This window comes from Myroides sp. C1519, assembly GCF_038039755.1.
In the GTDB taxonomy this organism is placed as follows: domain Bacteria; phylum Bacteroidota; class Bacteroidia; order Flavobacteriales; family Flavobacteriaceae; genus Flavobacterium; species Flavobacterium phaeum_A.
In genome coordinates this window covers 36,917-55,508 of the sequence record NZ_JBBPHM010000007.1, presented here as the reverse complement: position 1 = coordinate 55,508, position 18,592 = coordinate 36,917, and the positions used below count along the sequence as shown (strand labels likewise).

Here is an 18,592-nt window from a genome sequence, read left to right as displayed (position 1 = left end):
AATTCTCATATTAATAAATTCTCCACAAAAAACATAGAAGTGATACAAAAACATTTGTTATTTTTTTCTAAAAGAACTTTTTTTTCTAAAAAAATAACTATTTTCACGCTCAAATCACAACTAAAAATGAAGAACAACAAACTTTTCATTGCAATTATTATCGCTCTTGTTATCGGAGTGATATTCGGAAGTATTATTCACTATACCTTACCTGAATATATCGAAGGTTTTTCCAACAACATTAAATTACTTGGAACAATCTTTATTCGTTTAGTTCAAATGATTATCGCTCCTTTAGTTTTCTGTACGCTTGTAGTCGGAATAGCTAAAATGGGAGATATGAAAATGGTTGGACGAGTTGGTATGAAAGCAATGGGCTGGTTTATTACAGCATCTATGGTTTCTCTGGGTATCGGATTAGTCCTTGTTAATTGGTTTAAACCTGGTGTTGGTGCTAACTTTGATTTAAATAATGTTTCTTCTGCCAATGATTTATTGACTAAAACAGATGCACTTAGTTTACAGTCATTCATTGAGCACTTAATCCCTAAGAGTATTTTCGAAGCTTTTGCGCATAATGAGATTCTTCAAATTGTAGTATTCTCGGTGTTCTTTGGAATTGCCTTATCTACTTTAGGAAAAAAAGCAAAACCAGTTATTAAACTATTTGACAGAATATCTGAAGTAGTTTTAAAAATGGTTACATATATTATGTGGACTGCCCCATTGGGAGTTCTTGGAGCAATTGCGAGTGCAGTATCTCTTTATGGACTAACAATCTTTATCACGTATGCTAAATATTTAGGTGCTTTCGCATTAGGATTAGTGATTCTATGGGCTGTTTTAATTTTGGTAGGGTTCCTTATTATTGGAAAAGACGTTTGGAGATTGTTAAAAGCAATTAAAGAACCTTTACTAATTGCCTTTTCTACAACAAGTAGTGAAGCAGTATTCCCTAAATTAGTTGAACAATTAAAAGCTTACGGTTGTTCTTCTAAAATAGTTTCATTTACCTTACCTTTGGGTTACTCTTTCAATTTAGATGGTAGTATGATGTATCTTACATTTGCCAGTATCTTTATTGCCCAGATTTACGACGTACCTATGACCTTAGGTGATCAAATATTAATGCTTCTTGTTTTAATGGTTACGAGTAAAGGAGTTGCAGGAGTACCTCGAGCTTCTTTAATTGTTATTGTTGCTACTTGCGCAATGTTTAATATTCCACCTGAAGGTATTGCATTTATCTTACCTATTGACCACTTCTGTGATATGGGTAGAAGTATGACAAACGTATTAGGAAATGCTTTATCAACTGCAGCAATTGATAAATTTGAGGAAAAAGAAGAACACACTAATGAAACACTTGATATAGAATAAAAACAATTATGGACGAATTTCAAATTTCTCAGTTAATTAACCCTGAGTTTTATATAAATCTACAAATCGCTGGTCACTCAATCGGAATCTATGTAGTACTATTCATTGTATTCGCTGAAACGGGATTGTTTGCAGGATTCTTTTTACCTGGAGACAGTTTATTATTCCTTTCTGGAATTTATAGCACAGCTTTAATGCAAGAGCTTTTTGCAATTGAAAGTGACTTTGTAAATGTTGCTTTACTTTCTACTTTAGTTGCCTTAGCCGGAATATTAGGTAACACCTTTGGCTATTGGTTTGGTGCAAAAAGTGGTAACTATTTGTATAACGTAAAAGATAACTTTATTTACAAAAAGAAATACTTATACGAATCTAAAGTATTCTTTGAAAGACACGGTGGTAGAGCTATTATCTTTGCTCGTTTCTTACCTGTTGTAAGAACATTTGCTCCGATTATTGCTGGGATCGTAAGAATGGATATCAAACGTTTTATGTTATATAACGTAATCAGTTCTTTCTTATGGGCTACTACATTAATCTTTGCAGGTCACTACTTACAAGTATGGTTAATGGATAGCTACGGTATCAACTTAAAAGATTATATCGAGTACATTGTTTTATTCTTGGTTTTAGTTACTACACTTCCTGTAATCATCAAATTGATGAAAAGCAAAGGTGGTTCTGAAAAGAAAAAAAGCAGTGAAGAAGCTTAAAATAAAATATACATAAAGGGATAACAAATTGTTATCCCTTTTTTTGTACTTATCAATATCCTCCTTAATTTACCTAAGATTACAATGATCGTTACAAAAAAAGGCTGTACGTAAACGTACAGCCTTTATATTACTATGTATTGTTATATAATTAGCCTTCTGGCGCTAATTCAACTTTTAAACCTTCTAATGAAGGTGTTAAATGCAACTGACAACCTAATCTACTATTGTCTTTTACGTTAAATGCTTCTGATAGCATAGCATCCTCATCTGGATTCATCTCAGGAAGCTCTACTTCATCTGCATTCAAGACGTAACATTGACAAGAAGCACACATCGCCATACCTCCACAAATTCCAATCGTTCCTTCTGGTGCTAACTCATAAGCACGTACTAACTCCATTACGTTCATATTCATGTCTGTAGGAGCATCTACCTCATGGGCAACGCCATCGCGGTCTACAATCGTAATTTTAATATCTTCTGCCATATTAGTCTATTGCTTTTACAACAGCTTTTTCTGCTTCTTTACGTGTTCCATCAAACCCGTTAATTCCAGATACTGTTGTATATTTTAATACAAATTTCTTACCAGGATTCATCATATTATAAACACTTTGACACATTAATGTTGCTTCGTGGAAACCACATAAAATCAACTTTAATTTACCAGGATAAGTGTTTACGTCTCCAATAGCATAAATACCAGGAATGTTAGTTTGATAGTCTAATGCATTATTAACTTTAATAGCATTTTTCTCTATCTCTAATCCCCAATTAGCAATTGGTCCTAACTTAGGTGTTAACCCGAATAAAGGAATAAAGTAATCACAAGCAACTTCTGATTGCTCTCCATCTTTCTCAATCACTACAGCCTCTAATTTCTCGTCATTCCCTTTTAAAGCAACAACCTCTGCAGGCGTAATTAAGTTAATCTTACCTTGATCTTTTAAAACCTGTACTTTTTCAACTGAATCTAAAGCTCCTCTAAATTCATTTCTTCTGTGAACCAAATGAACTTCAGCTGCAATCTCAGCTAAGTAAATACTCCAGTCTAAAGCAGAGTCACCACCACCAGCGATAACAATCTTCTTACCTGCAAACATTTCAGGTTTTTTCACAAAGTATTCAACTCCTTTATCTTCGTAAAAAGCTAAGTTCTCTAATTCTGGTTTTCTTGGTTCAAAAGAACCTAAACCTCCAGCAATAGCAACTGCTTTTCCGTGATGTTTTGTACCTTTATTTGTTGTAACGATAAACGTTCCATCTTCAAGTTTTTCAACTGTTTCAGCAACTTCGTTTAATGTAAATCCAGGTTGGAACTGTTTAATTTGTTCCATTAAATTATCGATCAACTCTGCAGCACCAACTGATGGATATCCAGGAATATCAAAAATAGGTTTCTTTGGATACAACTCAGTTAACTGACCTCCTGGCTGAGGAAGCCCATCTATTAGATGACACTTTAATTTTAATAATCCTGCTTCGAATACAGCGAACAGACCTGTAGGGCCCGCTCCAATAATTATTATATCTGTTTCAATCATGATGTAGTTTCTTTTGGGCAAAGTTCCTCTTTGCTATAATTATTAAAAATGATAAAAGTCAACTATCAATGAATAACACCACAAACGGGTTGTTTATTGATAATTGACTATGTTATTTTTAGCCGACATTAACTACAGATTCGATCTCTGGAGCATACTTTTTAATAGTAGTTTCCACTCCAGCACTTAGCGTCATTTGATTAACACTGCAAGCTGTACAAGCTCCTTCTAAGCGAACCTTTACGTGCTTGTCATCTACAATGTCTAAAAGTGTGATGTCTCCTCCATCTGCTTGTAAAAACGGACGGATTTCATCTAACGCCTTTTCGACATTCTGTTTGATAGTTTGTGATGTCATATTTCTTTATAAATTAATCATTATTTTTTACCTGCTGATGAACAACCAGCCATAGTAGTAATTTTAATAGCTTCTGTTGGTGGTAAAGATTCATTTCTTAACACAACTTGCTCTACTACATTTCTTGTAACGTTATTGAAAACTTCTGAAATGATCGTATCATTTTGTAACGCTGCTGGGCGACCATAGTCTCCTGCCTCACGAATACTTTGTACAATTGGCACTTCTCCTAAGAAAGGTACTTGTAAATCTTCTGCTAAGTTTTTAGCTCCGTTTTCTCCGAAAATGTAATATTTGTTTTCTGGTAATTCTTCAGGTGTAAAATACGCCATATTCTCAACAATTCCCAATACTGGTACGTTGATACTTTCTGACATAAACATAGATACTCCTTTTTTAGCATCTGCCAATGCTACAGCTTGAGGTGTAGAAACTACAACTGCTCCTGTAATTGGTAAAGACTGCATAATTGATAAGTGAATATCTCCTGTTCCTGGAGGTAAGTCAACTAATAAGAAATCTAATTCTCCCCAATCTGCATCAAAAATCATCTGGTTTAATGCTTTTGCTGCCATTGGTCCTCTCCAAATGATCGCTTGATCTCCTTTTGTGAAGAATCCGATTGAAAGAATTTCTACTCCATATGCAGTTACTGGCTTCATCTTAGATTTACCATCTACTTCTACAGAGATTGGTTTAGCATTCTCTACGTCAAACATAATTGGCATAGAAGGACCGTAAATATCAGCATCTAAAATACCAACTTTGAATCCCATATTTGCTAAACTTGCTGCTAAGTTTGCAGTTACAGTAGATTTACCTACTCCTCCTTTTCCTGAAGATACAGCAACGATATTCTTAATACCTGGTATTGCTTTTCCTTTGATTTCAGGTTTCTCTGGAGCTTCTACTTTTATATTGACTTTTACTTTTGCTTTGTCATAAATTTGGTCGTGAATAACTTTCATTACATCCACTTCCGCTCTTTTTTTAATATGTAAAGCTGGTGTAGTTAACACTAAATCAACAACAACTTCGTCTCCAAAAGTTACTACGTTGCTAACAGCTCCACTTTCTACCATATTCTTTCCTTCTCCAGCGATTGAAATAGTTTCCAATGCTTTAAGAATTTCTTTTCTATCTAATTTCATTATATGCGATTAGTTTTCAACAATTTAATATAAATTCTGACTAACGCAAATATAGTGGGAATATTTGAAATTTTAATGTTAATATATTCTAAATACAAATAATGCTATAACTTTTAATTATAGCATATTAGTATTATTTAACTGAAGTCTTTTTACCAATAAAGACCTGTTTATATTATTCTTAATCAAGGCATATTGAGCACTTAACATTTGATTTTTAGCAGCATTGAAAGAAAAAATATCTGCTTTACCATTCTCGTACTTAACTTGCGTTGTAATGAATGACTTCTGTGACAACTCTATTCCCTTAGACAGCTGTTGTGCTATTAAATCTAATTGTTCAATCTCCTGATTTATTTCTTGATTTTGCTTCAATAATCCTGTTTCACTCTCTTTAATTCGCATTTCATTTAATCGCAATTCTTCTTCTTTCTTTTTCACTTTACGAATAATATTCCCTCCTTGAAATATTGGAATGGTTAATTGCAAGCCAATAGAATGACTCTTATTGTCTCCCATTTGCTTTGAAAAAGCGTTAATATCAAGGTCTAAAGCAGTATTGAAAGGACGTGAATAAAAAGATCCAAAAGAATAATTTACTGATATATAAGGCAAATTAGATGACCTTAAAAGTTGCTTGTCTTTCTCCAAAATCATCTGATTTAAACGAAACTTCTCAAGCGTAGGATTGAACGTATAGTCTGTAAGTAAGTCCATTGCTTCCTCTTGATAAACCAACGTAATTTGACTTGTTGACAGCGAGTCTATATTCAACAAATGCAATAGCCTCATCTTTTGGTTATTCAAATCATTCTCTGTTTGTTGAATATTGATTTTCTCATTGTGAAAAATAAAGTCTATATCATACAAATCACTCTGTGGCTTTGCACCTGCTTCAACTTCTTTCCTTACACGGTGGAAGTTCTCTTCACTATTGACGTATTGCTGTTGTTGAATCTTTAAAAATTCTTGTGTTCCAATAATCCCAAAAAACAATTGCAACAATTCTGATTGGTATTCATAAAATACTTCTTGTTCGCTCAATTCTGCATAATCAACCAATAACTGCTGTTGCTTATTTTCTACAAAATTTGACCAATTAAACAACTCTAAACTGGTATTTACAGAAGCTTGTGTTGTTGCAATATTTGAACTAACACGCGAGTTTGTACTCATATCTACGGCCGAACCAAAGTTATATCCTTGACTCCCATTTAAATTTACTTTAGGCAAATAATAAGAAGCAACACTTTGCTTTGACTTCTCTGCAACGCTTTTCGTTAAACTGGCAACCATCAGCTTATAGCTATTTTCTTTGCCTTTTTCAACACAATCACGCAAAGTCCATTGTTCTTGAGCATAAGAACTAAACGCAAACATTATGACAAACAATAAACAACTTACTTTATTCATAATTAATATACTTTAAAACATTAATACGCGTTGCTTGCCAAGCTTTCCAAAACACTAATAACATTGAGAAAAGCATCAAGCATACAAAAGCAATAACAAATGGTAATACAGTGATTGAAATGCGATAAACAAAGTCCTCTAACCACAGATTCATTACATAGACTACAGGGTAAATTGATATGATAAAACCAATAAGACAATACACAATAAATCGCACAGATAACTTTAAAATCAGATTAGTGGAATCAGCTCCTAATACCCTGCGAATTGCTATTTCTTTTAACCTGCTTTCAATACTGAAAGACACAATTGCCATCAAGCCAAACAGCGCTATAAATACTGATACCCCCATCAAACACATAAACAACGTACGTTGATATAGTGTTTTTTGGTAACTCTTAGCGAAGTCTTCATTTGCAAATGTATATTGCATAGGATATGTAGAGTCTATCCTTTTACTCCAAAAATCCTCTAATGCCTGTAATGTTTTTTGGGTATCTTTAGCGTCTATTTTTACTGCGATATGATCCGCCAAATAATAAAACCAATCAACTGAATTAGGCATAAAATAGGTTGACGGATTAGTGCTTTTACTAACCCCTTCTATCTTCATATCTTTTACAACACCAATTACCTCAAACTCTTTTCCATTCCACTTTATCTTCTTTCCAAGTATTCCATCTGAAAAATTGAAAGTTGTTTTAAATGTTTCATTAACGAGAACTTTACTAACACTATCTGTTGCAAGGTTACGATCAAAGAAACGCCCTTCTACCAACTCTCCATCAAACACTTTTAAAAAATCATAACCTACAGAAACATTGTTACTTTGAACAGAAGTGTCTCCTATTTTATTTCCAGAAGCACTGCTATACCCTCCACCAATACGCATTGAATGCATCGTCGTTTCTTTTACGCCTGCAATCTTTTTTAAGTCAGATTCTATCTGTTGATAAAGCGTATTTCGCTTGCTAATATCCTTAATTTTAAAATTAATATTAACAACCTGATTGCCATTAAAGCCTAAGTCCTCTTGTAAAATATAATCTACCTGTTTGTGAATAAAAACAGCGGTTGTCAAAAAGAAAAAGGCGATGACAAACTGTAAAATTAAAAACACATTTCGAATGCGAATACCTGCTTTTCCACGCATATAATTCCCCTTCAACACTTTCAACGTATCAAATGAAATCAAGAATAAACTTGGCAATGTACCCGACAATAAAATAACCACTAAAGCAATTCCAACAATTGGCAATGCAAGAGTAGATAGATTAAACACAATGGTTCGATTAACTAACAAATTAAAATACGGTAGTAATACCTCAACAAACACTAAAGCAATCGCCAAAGCTACAGCTACAGTAAGAATTGATTCAAAAATAAACTGTTGAAACAATTGTCCTTTTGTAACGCCTATTGCTTTTCTGATTCCTATTTCTTTGGCGCGTTTAAAACTGTTAACTAAAGCCAAGTTAACTGCGTTTATAATAGATAACACTAACAATAAGACAGCAGAAACCATCATTATATTCAACACCTTTGCCGCAGTTGCTCCTCCTCCCAATCCTCCTGAAAGGGGATTTAAGTGAACTGTATCTAATGGATTAAAATGAAGTACAATGTTATCTTTAAAATTTTTCTTTAACTCTTCTAAAGTAAGCGACTTATTCTTCATATACATTTGAAAAACATCGTCGTAAATCACATCTCTGATACGTTCCTGAACATCTTTAATCTGGATTCCTTCTTTTAACTTCAGCAACAAAGTATAATTGTGATCTCCCCAATTATTTTCTCTATTAAAAGCTATTTGGTCTTCAGTAACAAAAGAGGTTAAGCCTTTAAAAGTAACGGAACTATTTCCAGGAACACGATAAACAAAACGGACAGATAACACCTTTCCATTTTCCAGTACAATCGTCTTCCCAATTGGATTAACCCCTTTACCAAATAATCGCTCTGCTTCTGTTATGTCAATCGCTAAAGCGTCTTTATAATTCTTTTTATATTCCTCTGCACTTCCATAAATTGCTTCAAACGGAAAAAATTCAAAAAAGTTAGCTTGCTTCTCACTTATTTCGTACAAAAAATCTTTGCGTCCCTCTACCTCAACACTTGAAATATCGTCAAACGTAAAGCTAAAGTTATAAGCTTCTACAATATCTGATAGCTTATCTAAATTGTTTGTAACAGGCGCTGGAAACCAATTTTTAAAATACGACTCTGACGTTCCCTCTACTTCATATACTCTATTTTTATAAGGATTCCACTGGTTATAACTATGCTCGTTATTCCAAAATAACAATACGAGGATAACAGCTGTCATTCCAACCGCCAACCCTAAAATGTTTAATGCAGAAACAATCTTGTTCTTCATTAAATTCTTGATATATAATTTAAACCAATTCGCTATCATAGGAATCCTTACACTTTTATTTTATCTGTATTGATTACTCAACTCTCTTCACTGATCCTGATGAAGAAGTTGAAACATTTACTTTTTGAACATCACCAACGTATTGAACGCGCCCTGATGAACTTGCTCTCCCTACTACCTCATCAGAAACAGTAAAAATCATTGAACCTGATGAGCTTGCACGGCCATCTAATGTCTTTGTAGCAAATTCTCTTGCTTTGATATTTCCAGAACTTGATGCTGATGCATTAACCTCATTTGCTTTTCCTGATGCAGTAATTTTACCTGAACTACTCACTCCAAAACTTGCTTTCTTACTTGTTAAACTAACCTCTACTGATGAAGATGAACTGGCAGATAAACTTGCATTACTCATCACCGTAAAGCTTCCTCCTATTTTAGCAGATGAACTTCCTTCTATTGTCAAGTCATCCGCTTTAACTAAGGCTCCTTCATATCTTCCTGAACTTGATGCTGTCACTGAGAAGTGCTTAGCTTTTGCTTCGTTGACCAAATTAAAACGAGCTGAAGATGACACTTGTACTCCTTCTAACTTAGGGTTGTGAATTGTAACAACAACTGACTTCCCATTACTTCCCATATAAACAACCTTATTTCGCTTTCTACTGACCTTTGACTCTATGTAAACCGATAAACGCCCATTTGCATTTACTTCTGTTTTTACACGATCTAATAACTCTTGATCTTCTGCATCAACAACTACTGATTTAGGCTCACCATAGGTAAACTCAACTCTAATTCCCTGTGATGCTTTTACGTTATCAAAATCACTTACCTGGCGCGTTTCTTTTACTTGTGCAAAAACACTGCTTCCTACTAATAAGAAGAACATTACTAATTTTTTCATATCTATTCGTTTTTGGGGGTTTCTATTTATTATTCGTATTTTATATACTTCAAAACATTGACACGTGTAGCACTAAATGCTTTTATCAACACAATGAAAAGCGTCAACAAGGCAATCACTACAAATGTTACTATAAATGGTATAGCAGATATTTCAATTCGAAATGCATAATTACTTAACCACTTATTTAAAAAGTAATAGCTCGGGAAAATTGATACAACAAATCCTATTATTCCCATCACTAAATACTGTTTTGACAAGTGGCTCAACAATTCTCTTCTTGATGCTCCTAACACCTTGCGAATTGCCACTTCTTTTAATCTTCCATTGATGTCAAAAGAGGCTAAACTATATAGTCCAAACAGTGCTATAAAAATGACAACACCGTTTAATATCAAGAAAACATTGCGTTCTTTTAAAGTAGAGTTAAAGGTTTTAGCAAACGTCCTATCTACAAATTCATAACTAAACGGTTCATCAGAAATATCTCTTCTCTCCCATATCTTTTGAACCTCACTCATCGTTTTTTCTATATGATTCACATCTATTTTCAAAAACAGATAGTTGATTGTATTCCCTACCCAAGGCACTGTATTTAAGTGCATATAAATAGCAGGACTATATTCTCTTTTTAAACCATATAAATGATAATCTTGAACAACGCCAACGATTGTAAATTCGTAATCATTCCACTGCACCTTTTTACCAATAGGCTCTGTCATTCCTAATCTCCTAACGATATTCTCGTTTACTAATATGTTGCTTATTGTATCAGAAGCTAAATCTGCTGAAAGTTGTCTTCCTTCTTTAATTTTGATATTTAGCATATCTAAGAAGTTATAGTCCATTCCTCCATTTTCGACTAATGAGTTTGTACTTCCATATTTTAATGAACTTCCACTTGCTCCTGCACCCCACATAAGAGAACTCGTACTTACTTCTTCAACTCCTTTTACTTTTGACATCTCCTCTTTTAAACTGAAATAAACATCGCGTTTTTTCTCCCACGGAATTTTACCGAAATAAGGAACCGAAACAACTTGCTCTCCATTAAAGCCTAAGTCTTTTTGTAACATATATGTAATTTGCTGCTGTACAATCCAGGCCCCACTAATAAAAAAACAAGCTATACCAAACTGAACAATCAACATCCCTTGTTTTAACCTCACGCCCTTTTTACTTCTTGTTACTTCTCCTTTTAAAACCTCTAATGTTTTAAAATTAGCAAGGAATACAGCTGGCAATGTTCCAACAATTAACACGACTCCAAAAGTTATCAACAACAACCACGGCAAGAAATCTAACAACTTAAATTCCATTCGTGTATTTAGAAATCCTTTTAGTGAAGGCAATACAAACTCTACTATTACCATCGCAATTAGCACAGCAAACAGTGTCGTTAACAACGATTCGAATATTCCTTGAATCCACAAATTATGCTTGCTTGCTCCTACTGCTTTGCGCACTCCCACTTCTTTACCTCTACTAATCGATTGTGCAGTAACCATATTGATATAGTTAAATACTGACAAGACCAAGATTAAAACTGATAATCCAATCATTGTGTACAACAAACGAACATTTGCCCCTCCTTCTGGTGTACCATTCAAATTAAGTTCCTTTATTAATCGCTGACCACTTAAATCGTGTAAAACATACCCTTTCTCAAAAGGATTTTCTATTAAATAATCTTCTAAAATCTTTCCCTCAGCCTTAGCTTGAACAGCATAGAGATTATCAATTAATAACTTTTCTATCAAGTCCTCTACCTGACTCTTATTGTTTACATCGTTTAACTTTAACCAAATAGTTCCATTGTAATTCCCCCAACTATCAGTCTCTTTGACATAATCATCTTGTGAATTGACCAAGATATTAGCAGCAACAGAGCTTCTCTTATCACCTGAAGTAAACACACCACTCACCACATAATTCTCCTCTTCATAGCGAATTACTTCTCCAATAGGGTCTTTGTCCCCAAATAAATATTTAACATATTTATCTCGTATTACAGCTGCTTTCTTTCCTGAAAACGGTTTCTTCTTATCTCCTTTTACAATCTCGAAAGGAAAAAAATCAAAGAAATTAGACTGCACATCTAACAATCTGTTATATGCTTTCTTTTCACCATTTATGATCAATACTCCTTCTTCATAATAGTTGAACATATAGCTATAATCAACGACTTGAGGAGATAGTTCTTTTAGCTTTTCGCCAAAGGGATAAGGTAGCTTCATCCAACTAACATCTTTATCTACTTTTGACTCCACCACAAACACATCATCCTTATTCGGATTCCATTGGTCGTAGCTTGATTCCTCCAAATAGTACAAAGACGATAAGATCACTGCCGATATACCTATTGCTAAGCCAATCACAGTCAGCAAGAAATACATCTTGTTCTTAACCGTGTGGTACCAATATATTTTCAACCAATTTTTTATCATCTTATTCGTATTTGATATATTTCAAAACATTTATTCTCGTTGCTGCATAAGCTCTACTCAACACAATGAGTAAGGTCAAACACAGAATAACAACAAAACTTATTACAAACACGCCCCACCCTATTTCAATGCGGAACGCGTAATTACTCAACCATTTATTCAAAAAATAATAACTCGGAAAGACTGCAATAGCAAAACCAATCACACAATAAACCACGTATTGCATACTCAAGCGCTTTAATAAGCTACTGGTCTCTGCCCCTAACACTTTGCGAATCGCCACTTCTTTTAGCTTGGTACCAATCGTAAATGAGGATACTGCAAACAATCCAAATAAGGCAATGAACAACACTACATAATTCAATACACTAAATACTTTTCTCTCCAAGAGAACCCTATCAAATGTCTTTGCAAATTCCTTATCTACAAACTCATAAGTAAAAGGCTCTTTCTGTCCTACATTATACTTATTCCAAATCTTTTCAATAGCCTGTAAAGTAGCCGGTATGTTTTCTTGCTTAAGTTTTACAGAAACTATCTGAAACTGTGTTTTAACGCGTTTACTTGTGTTTAAATGCATATACATTCTTGGAGAAACTCCACTCTCTAATCCAGATGTATTGAAATCGGTAACAACACCGATAATTTGAAATTTATAGCCATTACCTTCTATAAACTTTCCGATCGGAGAAGGTTCCTTTACTGCTTTTACAAAACTTTCATTCACAACTACATTACTTATACTATCCGAAGCAAATTCTTTAGCAATATTTCTCCCTTCTTTCATTTTAATTTCATACAAATCAAAATACTCATAGTCCATCGCGATCTGGGCTGTCAAAACATTTTCTTCTTTGTAAGGATAATAAGTGAAAGTCCCCGAACCTCCTTTGTCACCAAAATGAGTAGTACCTATCGCTACACCCTCTATACCAGATTCTTGAAGCAACTCTTCTTTGAAGTTAAAATACTTATGTAAACGTTCTTCCCCATTATCCCAACGATCTTTATCCATAAAGGAAATCCCTATAACCTGATCTCCTTTAAACCCTAAATCTTTATTCAACATAAAGTTAACTTGCTGATTTACTAAAAGAGAACCAATGATAAAAAAACAAGCAATAGCAAACTGAATAACTAAAAAAGTGTTTTTAACAAAATCCCCTTTTTTACTGCGGTAAAAGCTTCCTTTAAGAACAGACAGCGTTTCATAGTTTGCTAAATATAATGCTGGAAAACCTCCTACAAGAAAAACTGTAAAGATTAAAACGCCGATTAATATGGGTAGAAAATCTTCAATTGAAAATACTATATTCGATTGTACAAAGGCGTTAATAAAAGGTATTATCAACTCTACAAAAACAATACTTATTAACAAGGCTATCACTACTGTTATCAATGCTTCAAACAATCCTTGCAACACAATATCCTTTTTATTTGCCCCAATTGCTTTTCGTATTCCGATTTCTTTTCCCCTACCTAATATTTGAGATAAAGTCAAATTGATATAATTGAACACAGACAACACCAAAATCAAAATAGATAAACCACTCATTATTTTAAGCATCTGTATGTTTGCATTTCGTTCAGGAAAATGATATTCATTTCCACTAAGTCTCAGTCCATTTAGCACATACAGTTCAGGCTCTGTATAAAAATGATTGCGTTGTTCTTTTATTAAGGCTTCTACACTAATACCTTTCGAAAGAGCCATAGGCTTGTAATAATTCTCTAAAAAAGTTTGATTGATTACATCTGTTACTTTTCCCGAATCTTTCGTTTTAACCAACAAAGCAAAATTAGAAGTGTACCAATTATCATTGGTCAAAATATCTTCCATTAGATCTATTAAAACTATATTTGGACTAACAGACCCCCTGTCTTTTCCTACTGAATAAACTCCAGAAACAATATAATACTTGTCTTTTATTACAATTTCTTTCCCTATAGAATTAACTCCCTTTCCAAATAATTGTTCTGAAACACCTTGTTCTATCGCTATATCATTGGGATTTTTAAAAACTGTTGAAGGGCTACCATAAACAAATTCAAAAGGAAAAAAAGAAAAGAAATTATCTTGTGTTAAAAACACCTTTTCAATAGTTACTCCTTTTCCGTTATACTCAACTAATTCACTCGTATAACCTGAATTATAGTACATATAATCCTCAACTACAGAAGAACTCTCTTTTATCGTTCTTCCTAATGGCATTGGCTGACTTGAATAGGTAATTGTCTCGCCTTTATTCATCAAAACATAAATCTCATCCTTATTCGGATTCCATTGGTCATAGCTTGACTCTTCCAAATAATACAAAGACGATAATATCACTGCCGATATACCGATTGCCAAACCAATCACAGTCAGCAAGAAATACATCTTGTTCTTAACTGTATGATACCAATATATTTTCAACCAATTTTTTATCATCTTATTCATATTTGATGTATTTCAAAACATTAATTCTCGTTGCTCTCAAAACTTTTGTTGTCAATATCAAGAGTATCAACCCTAACAAAAGAAAGAAGGCATATATAAAAGGCGATAGTTCTATTTCTTGTCGATAACTAAACCTCATTAGCCATCTATTCATCAACCAATAGGTTGGATAAACTACTATGGCATATCCAACAATTACCATTATCACATAAGGCAATAACAACTGCCTTAGCATCTGCCCTGTATCAGCACCTAAGACCTTGCGTATAACTATTTCCTTTAATCTGCGCTCCACCACAAATGATATCACAGCGTATAACCCAAATAAAGAAATTAGCACTACGGCAACAATCCACAACACAAACATATCGCGTTGTGATAGTACTTTTTGATACGTCTGAGCAAATTGCTCCTTCACCAAAATAGGTTCAAATGGATATTCATAATCTACATTAACCAACCAAAATGCCTGTATGCGTTCCAGCGTCTCTTCTTTTATTCCTTCGTCAATACAAATAGAAATAGACTCTATACTGTATGGCAAAAAGTCAATGTCTTTCCAATTGAACAAAACCATCGGTTTAATCACTTCATCAAACCCATCTCTGTAAAAATTGTTGATAACCCCTTTAACGATATAGGTATTCCCATCAAAAGAAATTATCTCTCCAGCTACTTCATCTGCTCTCTTTCCTACTTTATCAACAAATTGTTGATTAACAACTACTGTTGACAAACTATCTACTGCAATATTAGCTTGAGCAATGTGCTCAAAACCGAGCATCTGTATATAAGTATCATCTACTCCCTCCATCACAAAATCAGTAATCTTATTCAATCCTAAATAAGCCGTATAATTGTGATTAACTGCTTTTGCACGGTATGAAATAGTTGATAAAGAAACATCTTGTACTCCCTTTATCCCTTGTAAAGCCTCCACCAACTTCTCATTTCGGTAAAACTTACGTCTGATTTGTTGGGTGTATAACTTCACTTGGTAAACATTATCTCCTTCAAAACCTAAAGGTTGTTTTTGCATAAAACCTACCTGATTGTTAATTATCCAACCAACAATTAAAAAGAAAAAAGCAATAACAACTTGAACAGTTACAATTGTACCTCGCCAACCAGCTCCTTTATATCCCTTTACAAAAGGGGCATTAGTTAAGTTTCTAAGTGCAATATAATTCGCGTATAAAGCAGGAAGAACTCCTCCAAAACAAATAACCGCTAACAACAATAGCACAAGAACACCTATTAGTTTTCCTATTTCAAATTGAAGTTCACTATGTAAAAAGTTGTTGTAAACAGGCAAACTCAACTCCACAAATACAAGTGCTAAACACAAAGCGATTACAGCATTTAAAACCGTTTCGAAAATTATCTGTCCTACTATCTGTCTTTTTGAAGCTCCTATAATTCTTCTAATTTTAAACTCCTTAACCCTTCTCAAAACATTGGCTTGATTAAGGCTGATATAGTTTAAAATAGCTAAGAAAAATATCAATAGAGAACTTCCAAAAATCAACTTTACAGTTTCTATTTTTGAACGACCTTCTAACAACGCTGTTTGCTTAGAATCAAAGCGACCTTCCTTTAACGACGACAACTTAACTGCTATTTTATCTCCCGCATCGTTATCGTATTTGTTTTGTTTTCTCTTTTCGTGATATTCTGTACTAACCTTTTTACTGATATTTTCCAATGGCTGCTCTTTCGAAATTCTAACCACTAATCCAGACGTATTCTCTTGCCATAGACTTGGCGAATCAGCAGTGTTCCACTCAATATTAGCAATTACAACATCTGGCATTATCGTTGCTTTTTGGTTCAAGCGATATACTCCATTAACCACATATTTTTGATGTGCTAATGAGAGTGTATCTCCTATTGGATTTACTTCTCCAAAAAAGCGCTTTGCCGTTTGCTCAGAAATCGCCACAGACAACTCTTCATTAAAAACTCTTTCTGGTTGACCATAGATAAAATCGAAATTATAAAAGTCGAAAAAAGTCTTCTGCGTATTGAGAATCTTATTGACAATTCCTTGTTCTTGGCGACTTTCTCCATAAAAATCAATGTACTCTAATGCAAAATAACAGTAGCTTTCTACTTCTCCTGCTTGCATTAAAGATGGACCTACACCTGCGGGAATTAAGACAGAGTTTCCTTGTTCCCCCATTTCAATATTAACTTCATATAATTGGTCTATATCTGTTATCCATCTGTTGTAGCTGTACTCCTCTTTCAAGTGTACAACTGCCATTAAAACGGAAGCCATACCAATAGCTAACCCAAGGATGTTCCATAGAAAGAACATCTTAGACTTACCGATATAATTTAGATATATTTTAAACCAATTTGTTAACATCGTAGTTTACTTTGCTTTAACAGATCCCATCGAATCTGTGTATTTTTTAAGTGTTTTAGGCGTGTTGTAGTAAATCACACTCCCCATAGAGTCTGCATAGGCATTTAGGCTTTCTGTAGGATATACTTCTGCTTTCCCCATCGAATCTGCCTCTACTTTTACATCTTTAGCAACCAAGCCTTTCCCATTGAAATACGCAGCACTGTCAATATTCACTGTTAATGTTTCTACATCTCCCGTTACTACAGCCTTACCTGCACTATCCAAATTTGCTTTAATAGTTTTCGCTACAATATCTCCTTCGTATTTACTGGCTGAGTCAATATTTAAAGAAACTGTATTCGCTTGAAAAGAACCTGTCAGATACCCATTTGAATCCAAATTAATATTGACATTTTCTCCGGTTGCTCTTCCTGATAAAATTACTTTTGAAACTGTACTTACGTTATAACTAACAATTCCTTTTTGAGCAATGGAAACTTTAATACTACCAATACTGCCCTTAAAATTTCTCTTTCTATTACCGCTTGATAAATCAACGTAAATTTTCTTTCCTACTTGTCTAACACTAATTGCATCAGCCCCTTCTTGTTTGGTTGTAACGATGTCAACTGTTTTAGAATCCTTCGTAGGGTCCACAGTTACTTCAATAGGCATCGAAGTGTATAAATGAGTTGCCCCCCCTGTGATTGTTATTGTTTGCTTTCCTTGTGCACTCATTAACCAAGTACACAACATCAGCAATAAAGTCAATATAAAACGTATCATATTCTTACTTTTTTTAGTCCGCAAAGACATCTACAATTTTGGTATTTACCTTTTCTGAAAGAATCATTCCGTCTTTCATCAAAATAGTACGCTCTGAATAAGAAGCATCGTGATTAGAGTGGGTTACCATTATAATAGTTGCCCCTTGTTGATGTAAATCTGTCAACAACTCCATTACCTCACTACCATTTTTACTGTCTAAGTTACCCGTTGGCTCATCCGCCAAAATAATCTTAGGGTTATTAATCAATGCACGACCTACTGCCACACGTTGTTGTTGTCCCCCTGATAATTGTTGTGGATAATGTTTTAAACGGTGAACGATATTCAAGCGTTCTGCTATTTCCATTACGCGTTTTTTGCGTTCTCCACTTGGCACTTTATTATAAATCAACGGTAATTCAATGTTGTCATAAACAGATAACTCATCTATTAAATTGAAGTTTTGAAATATAAATCCAATGTTTTCTTTTCTAATCTTTGCACGTTGACTTTCTGTCAACCCCACCATCTCTTTATCTAACAGCAAATAGCTTCCTGATGACGCATCATCTAATAACCCGATGATATTTAACAATGTTGATTTCCCACATCCTGAAGGTCCCATCACAGAGATAAACTCTCCTTCTCTCACTTCTAAGGATACTTTGTTTAATGCTGTTGTCTCCACTTCCTCTGTTTGGAAAACACGAGACATCTCTTTAATTGATATTACCA

Annotated in this window: 14 protein-coding genes; 2 read left to right on the top strand and 12 right to left on the bottom strand. The window is 34.0% G+C overall.

The genetic code is table 11. The annotated features are described in order from the left end of the window. Window positions 1–126: 126 nt before the first annotated feature. Together AABL81_RS05830 and AABL81_RS05825 are read left to right on the top strand one after the other, a co-directional pair. A complete protein-coding gene (locus AABL81_RS05830; RefSeq protein WP_158209944.1) occupies window positions 127–1,380 on the top strand; it encodes a dicarboxylate/amino acid:cation symporter in 1,254 nt (417 codons plus the stop codon). An 8-nt stretch (window positions 1,381–1,388) separates the two neighbouring features. Continuing rightward, window positions 1,389–2,093 carry a DedA family protein gene (locus AABL81_RS05825; protein WP_158209943.1) on the top strand — a complete coding sequence of 235 codons (705 nt, stop codon included), beginning with the start codon at window positions 1,389–1,391 and terminating at the stop codon, window positions 2,091–2,093. A gap of 151 nt (window positions 2,094–2,244) precedes the next feature. Here AABL81_RS05825 and AABL81_RS05820 read toward each other — a convergent pair whose 3' ends face one another. The 12 genes from AABL81_RS05820 to AABL81_RS05765 form a co-directional block, all read right to left on the bottom strand. Next, window positions 2,245–2,583, bottom strand: a complete 339-nt coding sequence (locus tag AABL81_RS05820; RefSeq protein ID WP_090409516.1) for a 2Fe-2S iron-sulfur cluster-binding protein — start codon at window positions 2,581–2,583, stop codon at window positions 2,245–2,247. Between the two features lies 1 nt (window position 2,584). Next, window positions 2,585–3,640, bottom strand: coding sequence for an NAD(P)/FAD-dependent oxidoreductase (locus tag AABL81_RS05815; RefSeq protein ID WP_158209942.1), 1,056 nt, complete (start codon window positions 3,638–3,640; stop codon window positions 2,585–2,587). Between the two features lie 118 nt (window positions 3,641–3,758). Continuing rightward, on the bottom strand, window positions 3,759–3,998 hold the full coding sequence (locus AABL81_RS05810; protein ID WP_090409512.1) for a NifU family protein: 240 nt from the start codon (window positions 3,996–3,998) through the stop codon (window positions 3,759–3,761). A gap of 20 nt (window positions 3,999–4,018) precedes the next feature. Continuing rightward, on the bottom strand, window positions 4,019–5,149 hold the full coding sequence (locus tag AABL81_RS05805) for an Mrp/NBP35 family ATP-binding protein (RefSeq protein WP_158209941.1): 1,131 nt from the start codon (window positions 5,147–5,149) through the stop codon (window positions 4,019–4,021). A 117-nt stretch (window positions 5,150–5,266) separates the two neighbouring features. Further along, a complete protein-coding gene (locus tag AABL81_RS05800) occupies window positions 5,267–6,562 on the bottom strand; it encodes a TolC family protein (RefSeq protein WP_341340554.1) in 1,296 nt (431 codons plus the stop codon). Continuing rightward, window positions 6,555–8,942, bottom strand: a complete 2,388-nt coding sequence (locus tag AABL81_RS05795) for an ABC transporter permease (RefSeq protein WP_233269315.1) — start codon at window positions 8,940–8,942, stop codon at window positions 6,555–6,557. The genes AABL81_RS05800 and AABL81_RS05795 overlap by 8 nt, the downstream gene beginning before the upstream one ends. Window positions 8,943–9,015: 73 nt before the next feature. Then, window positions 9,016–9,849, bottom strand: a complete 834-nt coding sequence (locus tag AABL81_RS05790; protein ID WP_158209938.1) for a GIN domain-containing protein — start codon at window positions 9,847–9,849, stop codon at window positions 9,016–9,018. 29 nt (window positions 9,850–9,878) lie between these two features. Next, a complete protein-coding gene (locus AABL81_RS05785; RefSeq protein WP_341340553.1) occupies window positions 9,879–12,296 on the bottom strand; it encodes an ABC transporter permease in 2,418 nt (805 codons plus the stop codon). Window position 12,297: 1 nt separating this feature from the next. Further along, complete coding sequence (locus AABL81_RS05780) at window positions 12,298–14,736, bottom strand: ABC transporter permease (protein WP_341340552.1); 2,439 nt, start codon at window positions 14,734–14,736, stop codon at window positions 12,298–12,300. Then, a complete protein-coding gene (locus AABL81_RS05775; RefSeq protein WP_341340551.1) occupies window positions 14,729–17,107 on the bottom strand; it encodes an ABC transporter permease in 2,379 nt (792 codons plus the stop codon). The genes AABL81_RS05780 and AABL81_RS05775 overlap by 8 nt, the downstream gene beginning before the upstream one ends. A 6-nt stretch (window positions 17,108–17,113) precedes the next feature. Beyond that, window positions 17,114–17,875, bottom strand: coding sequence for a GIN domain-containing protein (locus AABL81_RS05770; protein WP_158209935.1), 762 nt, complete (start codon window positions 17,873–17,875; stop codon window positions 17,114–17,116). 13 nt (window positions 17,876–17,888) lie between these two features. After that, complete coding sequence (locus AABL81_RS05765) at window positions 17,889–18,572, bottom strand: ABC transporter ATP-binding protein (protein ID WP_199269114.1); 684 nt, start codon at window positions 18,570–18,572, stop codon at window positions 17,889–17,891. Window positions 18,573–18,592 lie beyond the last annotated feature (20 nt).

Coding starts and splice junctions, on each gene's coding strand:
- AABL81_RS05805 (WP_158209941.1), bottom strand. CDS start 5,149: ATGAAATTAGATAGAAAAGAAATTCTTAAAGCATTGGAAACTATTTCA.
- AABL81_RS05800 (WP_341340554.1), bottom strand. CDS start 6,562: ATGAATAAAGTAAGTTGTTTATTGTTTGTCATAATGTTTGCGTTTAGT.
- AABL81_RS05785 (WP_341340553.1), bottom strand. CDS start 12,296: ATGATAAAAAATTGGTTGAAAATATATTGGTACCACACGGTTAAGAAC.
- AABL81_RS05775 (WP_341340551.1), bottom strand. CDS start 17,107: ATGTTAACAAATTGGTTTAAAATATATCTAAATTATATCGGTAAGTCT.
- AABL81_RS05765 (WP_199269114.1), bottom strand. CDS start 18,572: ATGTCTCGTGTTTTCCAAACAGAGGAAGTGGAGACAACAGCATTAAAC.
- AABL81_RS05790 (WP_158209938.1), bottom strand. CDS start 9,849: ATGAAAAAATTAGTAATGTTCTTCTTATTAGTAGGAAGCAGTGTTTTT.
- AABL81_RS05770 (WP_158209935.1), bottom strand. CDS start 17,875: ATGATACGTTTTATATTGACTTTATTGCTGATGTTGTGTACTTGGTTA.
- AABL81_RS05830 (WP_158209944.1), top strand. CDS start 127: ATGAAGAACAACAAACTTTTCATTGCAATTATTATCGCTCTTGTTATC.
- AABL81_RS05795 (WP_233269315.1), bottom strand. CDS start 8,942: ATGAAGAACAAGATTGTTTCTGCATTAAACATTTTAGGGTTGGCGGTT.
- AABL81_RS05810 (WP_090409512.1), bottom strand. CDS start 3,998: ATGACATCACAAACTATCAAACAGAATGTCGAAAAGGCGTTAGATGAA.
- AABL81_RS05815 (WP_158209942.1), bottom strand. CDS start 3,640: ATGATTGAAACAGATATAATAATTATTGGAGCGGGCCCTACAGGTCTG.
- AABL81_RS05820 (WP_090409516.1), bottom strand. CDS start 2,583: ATGGCAGAAGATATTAAAATTACGATTGTAGACCGCGATGGCGTTGCC.
- AABL81_RS05780 (WP_341340552.1), bottom strand. CDS start 14,736: ATGAATAAGATGATAAAAAATTGGTTGAAAATATATTGGTATCATACA.
- AABL81_RS05825 (WP_158209943.1), top strand. CDS start 1,389: ATGGACGAATTTCAAATTTCTCAGTTAATTAACCCTGAGTTTTATATA.